Below are 14,946 nucleotides of genomic sequence, written 5' to 3' on the forward strand. Positions count from 1 at the left end.
GTTAATAAAAAACCTTATGTAGCTCCTGCAGATGTAGTTCCAGTAGTCGCTGATATGGGTGTGTTGGTTACTGCTATTGCATTGGCTGGTATTTTAGATTATTATAGTATAGGTACAAGAGTTATTAAAGCTCCTAAAAAAATGATTGAAATGCAAATTGTTAGGTCTTTAGAGAGTTTAGGATCAATAATTGAAATTTTAGGCGTTCCAGGATTATTAAAAATAATAGATCCAGAATTAGTTGTCAATAGTGTCATATCTATGAAGTTATTAGAAGAGCAAAAAGATATAGATATATGTTTAGAAATCCTTAGAAGAAATATTAATGAGTCATTAATAAAAGAAAGTGAAAAAGTAGAATTAAAACCTATAACCTTGGTAGCCACCCAAGCATTAGTCCAAGAATTAAGAACATTATTGGGTGAAAAGGCATCTGAGGGGGCTATAAAAAGAAGTAGATTAAGATTATTTAAAGAATTCAGATAAATAAATATTAAGGATAATAAGGAAAAACTAATATAGAAGAAGTTATAAACTATTTAATTCAAAATTTGTAATCTACACTATCTTAAATCATATTCAGAAATGATATTTAAAACTTTAAAAAATTTTATATAGTAAAACAATGATATAATTGTGGTGAGGTACTTTATAATTTAGGTGAAAATATGATAGATAGGGTATTAGTAGAACTAAATAAGACAGAAGGAATTAAAGGTTCAATGGTAGTAGGAAAGGATGGTTTAGTCATTGCCTCACAATTGCCAGGAAATATCGATGCTGAACTTGTAGGGGCTATGGCTTCTGCGGCATTTGGGGCTTCTGAAAGAACTGTATCAGAAATAGGGATGGGTAATTTAGAGCAGGCAATGGTTGAAGGAGAGCATGGAAAAATATTGATGATTGATACAGGAGAAGGGATTTTAGTCGTTTTAACAGATGCAAAAGTTAATTTAGGTTTAATTAGAATTAACATGAAAAGAGCCGCTGAAAAGATAAAGGCAATGATTTAATCTAAAATAGAAATTAATATATTAAGAATTTCATTTATAGTTTCACTGTTTAACTCTGAAATTTCAATTTTCTTTGTTTCAAAAACAATTCCTTTTTTTAAAATTCTATCATAATTTGGGCATATAGTTGTTATTGACTTTCTATTGTCTAATTTTATTAGACTGTTAATTTTCTTAGAAATAGTTTTTGGGTTATCACATTCAATAAATGTAGAGATTCCTTCTAAATCCTTAAAATAAGCATTTTTAATATTTTTCTTAATTATCTTATTAACTTCAACATACTTTTTATATGTTTTTTTAGCATTTAATAATTCTTCTTTTAAAAGACCAAAATAGTTTATAGTTTTATATGTTCTATAGATTAATTTAATTCTATTTAAAATATCCTCTAATTTTTCCCCAACTTCATAACTTATTCCTAAAAATCCCCCATACTCACAGTTCAAGATTTTTGGACTACCAGTTGAACATACAATTATATCTCCATAGCCACAATCTCCTCCAATTTTGCCAGATATATCTTCAATAAATAGGATTTCTTTTTCTTCACATATTTTTTTTATGTCTTTCAATGGTTGTGGGGCTAAATAACCTGATAAAGATGTTAAAATTATTGATGATTTATTATTTACTTCTTCTAAATTTTTTATATCTATAATTCCTAAATTTGTTTTTAGTTGTTTGGTTTTAATATCTAAAATTTTTGGAAATTTTAAAAATCCATTCCATCCTCCCATATCTGGAATTAAAATTTCGTCACTATAATATTTAGATATCCACAGTGATAAAAATACTGCTGAACTTCCAGAGGGTAAAAATATTATTTTATAGTCATTATATAAAAGTTTATTTATAATTTCCTCAACTTCTTCTTTATTTCCTTCTTTTTTCACTAATCCATATAAATTTGGTCGTCTATGCCTTAGTATCACTTTACTTCACCAATAAATGTTATATTTTGCTTCTAAAATCTATTTCAGTTCCTCCTTCCACTATGCCCAACAAAGATTTATAAATATTATTTATTTTATTTCCATTAAATATAATACCCTTACATTTATTTTTCATAATTGTTTCTATTTTGTATCTCATTCCACCAGTAACATCTATTTTATTAGATTCCTTTAAATATTCTAAGATTTTAGAAATGTTATTTTTGTCAATCCTTTTTATAGGTTTGTTATTTATCAATACTCCATCAACATCAGTAGCGTAGAGTATTACATCAGTTTTTAACTCCTTAGATAAATACGGAACTATATCATCGCCAGATAGAATTTTATAGTTATTATTGTCATCAACTACTATATCTCCATGAACTACTGGAATTAAATCTCTTTTAATCATCTCCCTTATTGCCGAAGTGTCAAAAATCAATTTTTCTCCAAAGACGACAAATGAAGATGGCTGTATAGAAACTGCTGGAATGTCATAACTCTGTAAAGTGTCTATAATTATATTGTTAAATCTTCTCATAGCCCTTTGAATTTCCCAGAAACCTTTTTCCATATTTACAAATGTTTTTTTGTCATTCTCATTTTTTAAGTATTTTTTAGCAACAGGATGCCCAAAAGAGCCACCACCATGGACTAATATTAACTTTATATCTTTATTTTGGCTTTTGTAATAATCTAAGGCATTTTTTATTTCTCTCGAAATTCTATCAAGATTATCCCAATTAACTGAGTAAGGAATATTTTTATTTGATAAAATACTTCCTCCCAATTTTAGTATAATTAACATTCTATCCCCTTTACTCTTTTATTCCTTTAATTACATATCTTAATCTATTTCCTGTTTTTATTTCATCAACTTCCACATCTAAGTTAATATTTTTCATTTTTTCAATTATTAACTCTCTCCTTTTCTCAGGTTTTTTTGGCATCATTAAAGAAATTACTCCTTTTTTATTTAAAAAATTAATACCTTCTTCAATTATTCTAAATGAAAATTCCTCTCCATACTTACCTCTACCTATCAATTCAACGCTCTTTGCCTTAGCTCCTCCAAATTTTCTTCCACTACTTACAGAATTTTTTGAATAAAATGGAGGATAGGATATAATTAAATCAAATTTTTTACCTTTAATTTCTTCTATTCCATCAATAATTTTTCCCTTAGAATTTATAAGTTTTATATCTAATTTATTTTTTTCAATGTTTCTTTTAGCAAATTTTAAAAATTCTTCATCAACTTCTGTAGCATATACATCAGCATCGTAAAACTTTTTTATTAATAGAGAAATTATTGCTGAATGTCCTGTTCCTATCTCTAAAACTTTAGGTTTTTTTATTCCCAATCTATATAATGTTTCAAAAGTAGATTTTACAAAGTAATATCTGTTTATTGGTGTAGGAACTAAACCATTTTTATGAAAGTCCTCATCTAAATTAAATAAAACCTTTAAAATAGTTTTATTGTATTCTATTAAAGCATCTTTATTTTTAAAATCTATCCTAAGTTTATCCCCTTTTTTATAGACATATTTTTTTAAATTTTCATTGTATTTTAATGCTGTCTCAATTTTAAGTCCTAACATATCCACACCAAGTATTTTTAAATTTTAAAAATTTAAGACAAAAATAAAATCTAAAAAATAATTTAATACTATAATCTTATCTTCTCTCCTAATTTTGGAACTATTGCATCAAATCCATGCTCCAAAGCCCAGTTTCTTAATACTGTTGCCTGAGTTTCCTCTCCATGCTGTATAATTAACAACTCTGGATTTACCTTTTTAATTATTTCATGTAGTTCATCCATTCCAGCGTGGCATGAGAAGTTATATAAACAAACCTCTAAGTTTGGTTTAACCTCATTTTCTCCAATATATATTTTTCCAGTTTCAATTAAATGTCTACCATTAGAATCTCTAACCTGATAACCTGTTAATAATAGAGCATTCCTTGGATCATGCATGAATAATTTTAAATAATATAGTATTGGTCCTCCATCTAACATTCCAGCAGTTGTTACAACAATTCCCCCATTTTTTGATAGATTTTCAATTGCTTTAACTCTATCTTCTGGCTTTTCAATTAATTTAACATTTTTTAAACATTCTTCCAATTTATACCCTTCATTTAATAGTTCTTTATATTTAAGCATCAATTTGGTTACATCAACCGCCATTCCATCTAAGTAAATAGGAGCATCAATATTATAGTCATTCAATATTAATAAAATCTCTTGAGCCCTATCAACAGCAAATACTGGAATTAAGGCAATTCCTCCTTTAAATAATATTTCCTTAATTTTTTCTATAAATGACAACTCAACAGCCTTCCTATTTGGATGGATACTATTTCCATAGGTTGATTCTATAATTAAAATATCAATATCATCTTTTATATAACTCAAATCAGCCCCTTTTGTTAATCTTGTATTTCTTAACTTTGTATCTCCAGTATAAAGTATAGTTTTATTTTTCTCCTCATACTCTAACAAAATTGAGGCACTCCCAGGAATATGTCCAGCATTAAAAAATTCGTATGAAAAATCTTTATAGTATTTTTTATCTTTGTAATTTAAAGGAATTGTATGTCTTATAGTTTCCTTCACATCATGATTATTAAATAAAATTTTTTTATTTTCAAATTCAGCAATTTTAACCATATCCTTTAACAAAATTTTAATTAATTTTTTTGTTAATTCTGTTGTTACTACTGGAACATCTATTTTTTTGTGAAATAGTATTGGCAAAGCCCCAGAATGATCCAAGTGAGCATGAGAGACAAAAACTTTATCAACATCTCTTATAGATTCATCTAATATTGGGTATTCAATAGTTTTTCCAAGTTTAACTCCGCAATCTAATAATATTTTACTTTTATCGGTTTTTATTTCAATACAACTTCTACCAACCTCTAATGCTGCACCCCTAAAAATAATTTTCATAGTTACCCAACCTCTAATAATTTCTTTTTTAATTCTATAAAAAAGTTAGAAAAGATAAAATTACTTTAAGCTTTGCAAATATTTAATAATATTTGCCATAGCAACACATCCATCTCCAACAGCCTTAGCTACTTGCATAACTCCTCCTCTAACATCTCCTACGGCATAAATTCCTTCTATATTCGTTTTGCAATTCTTATCTGTTATAATAAATCCTTTTTTATTTAATTCTATTCCACTATCTTTTAAAAATTCAGTATTTGGAATGTGCCCTAAACTTATAAATATCCCATCAGCCTTTATAATCTCTTCTTTTTCATTGACTAATATTTTTACACCCTCTGCCTTTTCATTTCCAATAATTTCTAAAGGTTTTGCATTGTATATTATTTCAATATTTTTTGCCTCTTTAAGTTTATCTAACATTATAGGCTCAGCAGCCTTTAACTCTGATTTATCAGTAATTACAGTAACTTTTTTGGCAATGTCTTTTAAATTTATAGCACTCATTATTGCTGGAGTATCTCTTCCAATAACAATTACCTCCTTATTTAAATAAAAAAAGGCATCACACATAGTGCAATAACTAACACCCTTACCAATAAACTTATCCTCATTTAAACCTAACTTTTTAGGTCTTGTTCCTGTGGCTATAACGATAGTTTTAGTTTCATATGTTGAATTTTTTGTAATAACTTTGAAGGGTTTTTCTTTAATTTCTATTTTAATAACTTCGTCATATATTATAGGTAGTTTAAACTTTTCAGCGTGATTTTTAAATTTTTCTGCCAATTCAAATCCTCTAATTTCTTCAAATCCAGGATAATTCTCAACAATCCCCGCCTCTGCAATTCTGCCTCCTGCATTTTCTTTTTCTATACATATAGCATTTAACTTACCTCTCATTGCGTATATTCCTGCTGTTAAACCTCCTGGACCAGCTCCTATAATTATTGTGTCGTATATCATATTACCCCTATACTAATTTTATAATATATTTAATCAATATTATCTCTATAATTTCTCTTTTTTATAATTTGTCTTCCCTCGCTAAAAATTTTTATTTTTTAATTTAGAGGAGTTTAATTTATTATTTTTTAATTTTAAGGAATTTTATCAAATTTCGAAGGGTCGCCTGTTTTGATTAATTTTAATATTTAATTTTATTAAATTATTAAGATTTTTTGGAGATTTTATTTAATTGTTTCTATTTTCAATTTTCCCCGATAAATAAATTAATAATAAAAATTTTAAGGATTTTTAAGTAAATAAATAAGAATAGAAAAGTATAAATAAAAGTTCGGAGGTATATAAATAACAGGGGTAATTGACCCTCCGAACTATAACCCCTATATAAAGGAGAATAATAAAGTAATTTTAAAAGTTTATCTCTTCAAATTGTGTCCTGTTTAAAATCAAGCCCCAAAGGGGATGGAAACTTTTTTCCTCGATTGCTTCCTCTATCGCTTTAATTTGGTTTAAAATCAAGCCCCAAAGGGGATGGAAACTACCTGCAAACGTAATCTGTTTCAATTGATATAATAGTTTAAAATCAAGCCCCAAAGGGGATGGAAACTCATTATTGAATTTAAAAATATCGATATAAATAAAGTTGTTTAAAATCAAGCCCCAAAGGGGATGGAAACATCATAATCAATTGTATGTTTTGCCATAAGTTCCCCGTTTAAAATCAGGCCCCAAAGGGGAAAGGCAAAAAGAGGCATTGCTTCTTAAAAGAAGCAATGCATCGGGGGTATCCCAATAGGGCGGAGCCCTATGGGTATAAAATCATGCCCCAAAGGGGACAAAAGCATTTAAATTCTTTATTTTTTTAATAATATAAAATATTTATAGATTTATATATTTACATCTTTTTTAAGAGTAATACTGACCCTCGGGAAAATCTTGATCTGAATATTATAAAATATGAAAAATATCAAAAAAATATTATGGTAATATGAGAAATTTCAAAATTGTAATATTGTTATAATAAAAATTTTCTATTTTTTACGATTTGATATTATCAAGTCCCGAGTGTGGATAATATGCTTATATGAAAATCTATAAGAGTAATATTACGAACATACTTCATAAATTTAAATCTTCCGATATGGTTATAATTTTTAGGTATAAAAGAAAGGCAAAATATCCTTTATTTCCTATTAAACTCATAAATTTTTATATTTATATACTTTTTAAGAGTAATATCGAATCCCGGGAAAATCTCTATCTGAATATTACTAAATCATATAAATATCTAAAAAATATTATACTAATATGAAAAATCTTAAAATCATAATATTACTATAATAAAAATTTAAAATTTTTTACGATTTAATATTATCGAACCCCGGGAAATTTTCTTGCTGAATATGATTTATTATGAAAATTTATAAAAATAGTATTATCAACAATTATGGCAGTTTAACTTCTCCCTTGGTACTTATCATTCCCTTTCTCTCATCAAACTTGGTGGCTAAATCTAAGGCAACACCAAAAGCCTTAAATAATGCTTCAACTTTGTGATGCTCATTTTTTCCAATAACTTCATAGTGTATATTTAGCATTCCATAACTTGCAACTGACTCAAAGAAGTGATTTATATTCTCTAATGATAAATCTCCAATTTTTTCTCTTTCTGGTTTGTAACTTCCCACGCAGTAACTTCTACCACTTAAATCAATAGAAACCATCGCCCTTGCATCATCCATAGGAATTATTGCCCATCCGAATCTGAAAATATTTTTCTTTTCAATTTGATTTAAAGCCAAACCTAAGCAAATTCCAACATCTTCAACTGTGTGATGGTCATCTACATCTAAATCTCCTCTTGCCTTAACAATTAAGTCAAAGCATCCATGCTTAGCAAATGCTGAAAGTAGATGATCAAAAAAAGGAATTCCAGTGTCTATTTTGTATTTTCCTACACCATCAATGTTTATTTTCAAATATACATTTGTCTCCTTTGTCTCTCTCATAACTTCAAAAACTCTCATACTTTCACCATATAATTTAAAAATTGATTTATCCTAACCACTTACCTACAAACATTATGTGATCTTTTTCAAATGGCTCTATATCTACTTCATCGACTATTTTAAATCCATTACTTTCTAAAATTTCTTTTTGTTCTTTAAATATTTCCTTAGGGTCTTTTGTAACATCTATACTTCTGGCTTTTATTGCTATCATTCCATATCCTCCCTTCTTTAAAAACCATTTAGCATTTTTTATTAAAATCTCTGCTTGGTTTGGTTGAGCAACATCCTCATAGATGACATCAACTTTCTCAACGATATTTGAATACTCCTGTGGCTTATTTGCATCTCCTAAAATTGGAATTAAGTTTATTCTATCTTTACATGAATCTAAAAATTCTCTCATAATTCTTGGAGCATACTCAACAGCGTAAATTATTCCTCTATCTGCAATGTCAGAGACATGAGAAGGAGTTGTTCCAGCAGATGCCCCTAAGTATAAAACCTTTGAATTTCTCTTTATAGGCATGACTTTTAAGCCTTTAATTATTGCTGCACCTAACTTACTCTTATGAGGATTCCAAATTCTATATTCTTCATCATCAACTTTTACAATTTTTTCATCATAAACTTTTTTTCCTTTAACAATTGATTTTGTTCCTATCCTTTTTACACCATCTCCTAAATCAATTTCATAAACATTTTCAAAGATTTCTTTTATCTTAATGTCCATTTTATTCACCACAGTAAAAATTATATCTTAAAATAATCTATTATTATTTAATATATTAAGTTATTTGTTAAAATGAGGGAAAATATGGATTTCTTATTATTATTTGTTTTTATGATTCTTATAGATAGTTTAGTAATTTATAGAATAACAAAGTATTCAAAAGATAAAACCTATAATGATGTGATTAAAAAGATAAAAATGAATTATCTCTATCTAATTTATGGAGATAAAGCAAAGTATGATAAAAAATTTTTCCCAATTTTGATAGGAATCTTAATATTATTTGGTAGTTTTATTAAATATTTTTATGTATAATTCAAATATAAACATTTATAAATTAATTGTAGAAATATCTTTTGAAACTATAATAATCTTATTATTAATTATTTTCTGGAAAAATCTAAATATAGAAATAGATGTTTATATTTGCAAAGAGGGAATAGGTTTCAAAAATGTATTCGTAAAATGGGATGAATTTGAAGGCTACTCCAAAAAAGATAACTTTATTATTTTAAAAAGAAAGTTAAAACCACAGATTATTCAAAAACTATCAACGTCAAAAAATATTTATTTAAATAAAGATGTTGAAGATATTATAAAAAATTTTTTACCTAAAAAATAATATAAAATAGGTGTGAATAAAAATGGGAAAGTGTAAGCATAATGGAGAAGTGAGTATTTTTGGTTTAAGACCTGTCAGTTTTCCAAACTTTCCATTTCACTTATTGGATAAAATAGGAGGGTTTGTCATATTAGATGAATTGTGGTTAAGGATGTGGAGTGAAATTATAAAATATCCAATAAGAACTCCAACATTATATATACCTATTGAAGACTATGGAATCCCTACTGTTGAAGATATGGATTTAATCGTTGATTTCATAAAATATCATGTTTCTAAGAAAAAAGAGGTCGTAGTTTCATGTATTGGAGGACATGGAAGAACTGGGACTGTATTATCTGTTTGGGCTGGATTAAATGGTATTGAGAATCCAATAAAGTATGTTAGAGAACATTACTGTAAGTGTGCTGTTGAAACTGAGGAACAAGAGAAGTTTGTAGAATATTATTTAAGCATAAGAAAAAAACATTAATTATTTTAAAATTCCTCCAATGAGAGATGAACCTATATATTATATAAACCATTACTTTTAATATGTTGTTAGAAGAAAATTTTTAGAGAGTTGATAAGAATGGATATAGAAAAAGTATTGCAAAAGTTAGAGATACCAAAAGAGGGAATTTTTTATAAATGTCCATATTGCGACTATAAAAATGTAGATAAGAAGGTAGTGGTAAAGCATATAAAAAGTAAGCATCAGGATGAATTAAAAAAGGAGGTTGAGAAAATGAACAAAAAACAGCAACAGAAGAAAAAACAACAGGCAAAGAAAAAACCACAAAAGAAACAAAAACAAAATACTGAAATAATAGAATACAAAGATTATATATATTTATTTGCTCATAAAAAGACATGTATGATTATATTAGAAGATGGGACTACTATAAAAGGTTTAGTTAAGGCAAAGGATAGATATACAATAATGGTTTTGAATAGCGATTATATACCTAAAGGATTCGATAAACCACCAGAAAGAATTATACTGCATAAAGGACATATTGTTAGTGTCATCCCATTAGAAGAAAATAAAAATGAGTAAAGTAATTAGACAAATTACTTACCTCTCGTCTTACCTATAATTTTCCTCTCTTTTTTTCTCTTTTTGTCTTTCTTTTTAGGTTTCTTTTTACTCTTATCTTTTTTATCTTTTTTCTTTTCTTTAACTTTTTTCTTCTTTGGTTTAGGATACTTTCTCTTTATTTCTTCAACTCTCTTATTTAATTTCTCTAACAATTCATCTGCAATATAATCTCCAATATAATCTCCTCTTGCCGCTATTGCCAACTTACATGCCAAAGCCCTTGCTATCTTACCTCTCTGCCATGGAGGAGAACCTTTAATTAAAGGATGATTAAATATAATTCCATGCTTTGGTGGAGTTGCTTTATTTCTCAAATGTGCAAACAACGCCTTTTCAGCACCTAAAACTTGTATAGTTGAGGCGGGCATCTTAGATAACTTTTCCAAACCTCCTGCCAGTCCTATTAATTTTGCCCCCAAAGAAACGCCAGCGAGTTTTGTAATATTTGGACATTCTTCACTCATCAATTTCTCTAAGTATTCATAAAGTTCTTTTCTCTTTTCATATAGATGATTAATTTCCTCGGTAAATTTACCTATTACATCTAAATCGTAATCTTCTAACTCTCCACCCATTGAATTTTTTGCCGCCTCAGCAATTTTTTCAGCCAACTTTGATGGTAGTATCTTTTTTAATTGGCTCTTTGTAAAGTTCTCTCTCTTTTTTAACTTTGCTACTAAATAGGCATAAACCTCGTGCTTACTAACTAAGTGGTCCAACTCTGGGAAGTATAAGGAATACCACTCCCTTAATCTTTCTGAAAGTAAATTTAAAGTTTTATCTAAATCAGATATTGCCTCAGCAACTTGAATAATTATTTTATCTTTCTGTTGAGTATAACTTTTTATAAGTTTTTTTGTTAGTTCTGTATTCCAATAGTGCATTTTATTTTTAAAATCCTCATAATCTTTAAAGTATTCAAACTCCTTACCAATTTCAAATAAATTATTTCTCAAATACTCTCCAATTTTGAATGGCTCAATACTTAAAATTTCTAACTTTACTTCCTCATTCCACTCTTCTTTTAACTCATCTGCCATTTTATTTGGATTAGTTCTTAATAAAAACAGTATTTCTGGAATTTCTTTCTCATCAAATAATTTTTTATATTCAATGTCATCTAAATTATTAACTTCCTTGTTATCTTTAACTCCAAACGCACCATAAGGAGTAAATGCTACATATATCAAAGTAATCCCCCCATAAATGTCATAATTTTTTAAGAATATTTTTATAATAAAGAGTTATCAATATAAAAGTTTAGTTATAAAATATTTTTGAATAGGAGATACTTATGAATGTTGAAGATTTAGAGAGGATGTTAATTCCTAAGGGAGAGGTTTCAGTTATAGGTTGTGGTAGATTAGGAGTTAGAGTTATATTTGATTTATTGGAAGTGCATAGGGGTGGAGTAGAGAAAGTTTATGTTTTTGACAGCGCTAAGATAGAGAAAAACGATATTATTCATAGAAAATTAGGAGGAAATGTTGGTGAGTATAAAGTAGATTTTATAAAAAGATTTTTTAAAGATAGAGTAGAATCTTACAAAGTAAATATAAATGAAAAAAATTTAAACTTAATTAGAGGAGATGTTGCAATTATATGTATCGCTGGTGGTGACACTATTCCAACAACAAAGGCTATTATAGAATACTGCAAAAGTAAAGGTATTAAAACGATAGGAACTAATGGAGTATTTGGCATTGATGAAAAAGTAAAGGTTTGTGATGCTAAGTATGCAAAGGGTCCAGCAAAGTTTTTAAATTTAAATGAAGATGGGCATATTGTAGTAGGAACTGAAAAGTTTATCAAAGATTTTGAGCCAATAACTCCTTATACATTAGATGAAATTGCCAAAAGGATGGTTATTGAATGTTTAAGAATACTGTGGAAAAAATATTATTCTAAATAATAATATAAATAATAATATAATTCATTAACCCAAAGGTATAAATATAATAAGATAGTAATAAATTATTACCAAACATTATTTAAATAATTAACAATACAATTATACCGTGTAATGATTATTATTTCACTTGGTGATGATTATGGTTTTTGAAGAATTTTTAGGATTAAATAAAGAAAAAAAATCTTTTGAAGAATTTAAAGAAGAAAAAACTAAAAAAGAAACTTTAAGTAACAATATAATTAATAATGATCTAAAAGATAAAGCAACTATTGCAGAATTAGAGAGTAAAATTTTAAAATTAGAATTAGAAAAAAAAGAACTTGAAAGAGAAAATTTACAATTAATGAAAGAAAATGAAATTTTAAGAAGAGAATTAGACAGAATGAGAGTTCCTCCATTAATTGTAGGGACAGTAGTTGATAAAGTTGGAGAGAGGAAAGTAATTGTTAAAAGTTCAACAGGTCCAAGTTTTTTAGTTAATATTTCACACTTTGTAAATCCAGACGATATCACTCCAGGAAAAAGAGTATGTCTAAATCAGCAAACATTGACTGTTGTTGATGTTCTTCCAGAAAATAAAGATTATAGAGCAAGGGCTATGGAAGTCGATGAAAGACCTAATGTTAGGTATGAAGATATTGGAGGTTTAGATAAACAAATACAAGAAGTTAGGGAGGTTGTAGAACTTCCAATGAAACATCCAGAATTATTTGAAAAAGTAGGAATTGAACCACCAAAAGGAGTTTTACTTTATGGACCACCAGGAACTGGTAAGACATTATTGGCTAAGGCTGTTGCAACAGAAACCAATGCAACATTTATAAGAGTTGTTGGTTCAGAATTGGTTAAAAAGTTTATTGGAGAAGGTGCTTCATTAGTTAAAGATATATTCAAATTAGCAAAAGAGAAGGCACCGTCAATAATATTCATTGATGAAATTGACGCTATTGCCGCAAAGAGAACTGATGCTTTAACTGGAGGAGATAGAGAAGTCCAAAGAACTTTAATGCAGTTATTGGCAGAGATGGATGGTTTTGATACAAGAGGAGATGTTAAGATAATAGGAGCTACAAACAGATTAGATATTTTAGATCCAGCAATATTGAGACCAGGAAGATTTGATAGAATTATTGAAGTTCCACCACCAGATGAAAAAGGTAGGTTAGAGATATTGAAAATACATACAAGAAGAATGAATTTAGCTAAAGATGTTAATTTAGAAAAAATAGCAAAAATGACAGAAGGATGTGTAGGGGCTGATTTAAAGGCAATCTGTACAGAGGCAGGAATGAATGCTATAAGGGAACTTAGAGATTATGTAACTATGGAGGACTTCAAAAAAGCAGTTGAAAGAATTATGGAAAAGAAAAGAGGTAAAGTTAAAGAAGAACCAAAACATCTATCAGTTCTTTACAGATAAAATTAAACTTTTTTATTTTTGAAAATTTTAATTTTTATTTTGAAATATTTTAACTATTTTAGTTATATTTTAATTTTTATGAGAAGATTTTTATTTTACTTTAATATAAAATAAGATTATTAAAATTTTGGTGATTTTAAATGAACACCTATGGGGATATGTTTAGAGTTACAGTTTTTGGCGAGAGTCACGGAAAGGCTGTTGGGGCAGTTGTTGATGGCTGTCCTGCAAATTTACCATTATCTGAAGAAGATATTCAAAAAGAGCTTAATAGGAGAAAGCCAGGAAGTAGTATATTCTCGACTCCAAGAAAGGAAGATGATATTGTAAATGTATTATCAGGTATTTTTGAGGGAAAAACTACTGGAACGCCAATATGTGCAATTGTCTATAATAAAAATGCAAGACCAAAAGATTATTCATTGATAAAGGACACTCCAAGACCTGGACACGCAGATTTAACCTATAAATTAAAATATAAAAATTATGATTATAGAGGAGGAGGTAGAGCCAGTGGAAGAGTAACAGTAGGGCATGTTATTGGTGGAGCAATTGCAAAAAAATTACTTTCTTACACATATAACATAAAAATCGTTGGTTATACAATAAAAATTGGAAAAATAAAAGGAGATTTTAATTATTACAAAAATCCTGATATATTTGAAGATGAAAAATCTCTTGAAAGTTTGATAGAAAAAATTGAAAGTAATCCTTTAAGATGTCCTTCAATGAATGAAAAAGAGATGGAAGAGTATGTGTTAAACGCCATGAAAAATAAAGACAGTGTTGGTGGAGTTGTAGAAATAATAGTAGTAAATGTTCCTGTTGGAGTTGGAAATCCAATATTTAATAAGTTAAATGGAGAATTGGCAAGAGGTTTAATGAGTATAAATGCAGTTAAAGGTGTAGAGATTGGAAGAGGTTTTGAATCAACTGAATTGTATGGAAGTGAGATGAATGATGAAATGTATTTTGATGAAGACAAAAATATAAGATTTAGAACTAACAACTGTGGAGGAATTTTGGGAGGAATTAGTTGTGGAACTCCAATTGTTATAAGGATTGCTGTAAAACCAACGCCTTCAATAGGTAAAAAGCAAAGTACTATAAATTTAAAAACATTAGAAAATACTGAAATTGAAATTAAAGGGAGACATGATCCAATTATAGTTCCAAGAATTATCCCAGTTGCAGAATCTATTGTAGCAATAACCTTAGCTGATTTAATGATTAAAGGAGGTTTTATTCATCCGTGTAGTTTATAATTATATTTTTTGTATGGTGAAA

At 27.9% G+C, this 14,946-nt stretch carries 17 protein-coding genes; 9 read left to right on the forward strand and 8 right to left on the reverse strand.

All coding sequences use genetic code 11. The features are described 5' to 3' along the window. Together HZY31_RS01040 and HZY31_RS01045 are read left to right on the forward strand one after the other, a co-directional pair. Positions 1-486 (forward strand): 5,10-methenyltetrahydromethanopterin hydrogenase family protein (locus HZY31_RS01040; RefSeq protein ID WP_297317633.1); only part of this gene is annotated, 486 nt, incomplete at its 5' end. A 182-nt stretch (positions 487-668) separates the two neighbouring features. Continuing rightward, complete coding sequence (locus tag HZY31_RS01045) at positions 669-1,013, forward strand: roadblock/LC7 domain-containing protein (protein WP_297317634.1); 345 nt, start codon at positions 669-671, stop codon at positions 1,011-1,013. Here the strand turns inward: HZY31_RS01045 and HZY31_RS01050 are convergent. The 7 genes from HZY31_RS01050 to HZY31_RS01080 all read right to left on the reverse strand — a co-directional run bounded on the left by HZY31_RS01050 (position 1,010) and on the right by HZY31_RS01080 (position 8,624). Continuing rightward, complete coding sequence (locus HZY31_RS01050) at positions 1,010-1,948, reverse strand: PLP-dependent aminotransferase family protein (RefSeq protein ID WP_297317635.1); 939 nt, start codon at positions 1,946-1,948, stop codon at positions 1,010-1,012. The genes HZY31_RS01045 and HZY31_RS01050 overlap by 4 nt on opposite strands. Positions 1,949-1,967: 19 nt before the next feature. Next, positions 1,968-2,759 carry an isopentenyl phosphate kinase gene (locus HZY31_RS01055; protein ID WP_297317636.1) on the reverse strand — a complete coding sequence of 264 codons (792 nt, stop codon included), beginning with the start codon at positions 2,757-2,759 and terminating at the stop codon, positions 1,968-1,970. 10 nt (positions 2,760-2,769) lie between these two features. Next, complete coding sequence (locus tag HZY31_RS01060) at positions 2,770-3,555, reverse strand: RlmF-related methyltransferase (RefSeq protein ID WP_297317637.1); 786 nt, start codon at positions 3,553-3,555, stop codon at positions 2,770-2,772. Positions 3,556-3,623: 68 nt separating this feature from the next. Beyond that, positions 3,624-4,913, reverse strand: coding sequence for an MBL fold metallo-hydrolase (locus HZY31_RS01065; RefSeq protein ID WP_297317638.1), 1,290 nt, complete (start codon positions 4,911-4,913; stop codon positions 3,624-3,626). Positions 4,914-4,973: 60 nt separating this feature from the next. Continuing rightward, positions 4,974-5,882 carry a F420-dependent thioredoxin reductase gene (trxR, locus tag HZY31_RS01070; RefSeq protein WP_297317639.1) on the reverse strand — a complete coding sequence of 303 codons (909 nt, stop codon included), beginning with the start codon at positions 5,880-5,882 and terminating at the stop codon, positions 4,974-4,976. A 1,445-nt stretch (positions 5,883-7,327) separates the two neighbouring features. Further along, positions 7,328-7,909, reverse strand: a complete 582-nt coding sequence (gene hisB, locus HZY31_RS01075; protein ID WP_297317640.1) for an imidazoleglycerol-phosphate dehydratase HisB — start codon at positions 7,907-7,909, stop codon at positions 7,328-7,330. Between the two features lie 28 nt (positions 7,910-7,937). After that, the gene (locus tag HZY31_RS01080; protein ID WP_297317641.1) at positions 7,938-8,624 is read right to left on the reverse strand and encodes a fibrillarin-like rRNA/tRNA 2'-O-methyltransferase; all 687 of its coding nucleotides are present in this window, start codon (positions 8,622-8,624) and stop codon (positions 7,938-7,940) included. An 84-nt stretch (positions 8,625-8,708) separates the two neighbouring features. On the opposite strand from HZY31_RS01080, the gene HZY31_RS01085 reads away from it, so the two are divergent. The 4 genes from HZY31_RS01085 (at position 8,709) to HZY31_RS01100 (ending at position 10,285) form a co-directional block, all read left to right on the forward strand. Then, positions 8,709-8,939 carry a hypothetical protein gene (locus HZY31_RS01085; RefSeq protein WP_297317642.1) on the forward strand — a complete coding sequence of 77 codons (231 nt, stop codon included), beginning with the start codon at positions 8,709-8,711 and terminating at the stop codon, positions 8,937-8,939. Then, positions 8,932-9,246 (forward strand): hypothetical protein, encoded by a 315-nt coding sequence (locus tag HZY31_RS01090; protein ID WP_297317643.1) that lies wholly within the window; start codon positions 8,932-8,934, stop codon positions 9,244-9,246. The genes HZY31_RS01085 and HZY31_RS01090 overlap by 8 nt, the downstream gene beginning before the upstream one ends. A gap of 22 nt (positions 9,247-9,268) precedes the next feature. Further along, complete coding sequence (locus HZY31_RS01095) at positions 9,269-9,718, forward strand: protein-tyrosine phosphatase family protein (protein WP_297317644.1); 450 nt, start codon at positions 9,269-9,271, stop codon at positions 9,716-9,718. Between the two features lie 99 nt (positions 9,719-9,817). Beyond that, positions 9,818-10,285, forward strand: a complete 468-nt coding sequence (locus tag HZY31_RS01100) for a C2H2-type zinc finger protein (protein ID WP_297317645.1) — start codon at positions 9,818-9,820, stop codon at positions 10,283-10,285. Between the two features lie 14 nt (positions 10,286-10,299). Here HZY31_RS01100 and HZY31_RS01105 read toward each other — a convergent pair whose 3' ends face one another. After that, entirely contained in the window at positions 10,300-11,517 is a 1,218-nt protein-coding gene (locus HZY31_RS01105; RefSeq protein WP_297317646.1) for a hypothetical protein, read from the reverse strand. Positions 11,518-11,621: 104 nt separating this feature from the next. Between HZY31_RS01105 and HZY31_RS01110 the strand changes: the two genes are divergently transcribed. The 3 genes from HZY31_RS01110 to aroC all read left to right on the forward strand — a co-directional run bounded on the left by HZY31_RS01110 (position 11,622) and on the right by aroC (position 14,924). Then, positions 11,622-12,239 carry a ThiF family adenylyltransferase gene (locus HZY31_RS01110; protein ID WP_297317647.1) on the forward strand — a complete coding sequence of 206 codons (618 nt, stop codon included), beginning with the start codon at positions 11,622-11,624 and terminating at the stop codon, positions 12,237-12,239. Positions 12,240-12,378: 139 nt separating this feature from the next. Beyond that, on the forward strand, positions 12,379-13,659 hold the full coding sequence (locus HZY31_RS01115; protein WP_297317648.1) for a proteasome-activating nucleotidase: 1,281 nt from the start codon (positions 12,379-12,381) through the stop codon (positions 13,657-13,659). A gap of 140 nt (positions 13,660-13,799) precedes the next feature. Next, a complete protein-coding gene (gene aroC, locus HZY31_RS01120) occupies positions 13,800-14,924 on the forward strand; it encodes a chorismate synthase (RefSeq protein WP_297317649.1) in 1,125 nt (374 codons plus the stop codon). Positions 14,925-14,946: the final 22 nt, after the last annotated feature.

Source organism: Methanocaldococcus sp. (genome assembly GCF_024490875.1).
GTDB lineage: Archaea > AGJL01 > Methanococci > Methanococcales > Methanocaldococcaceae > Methanocaldococcus.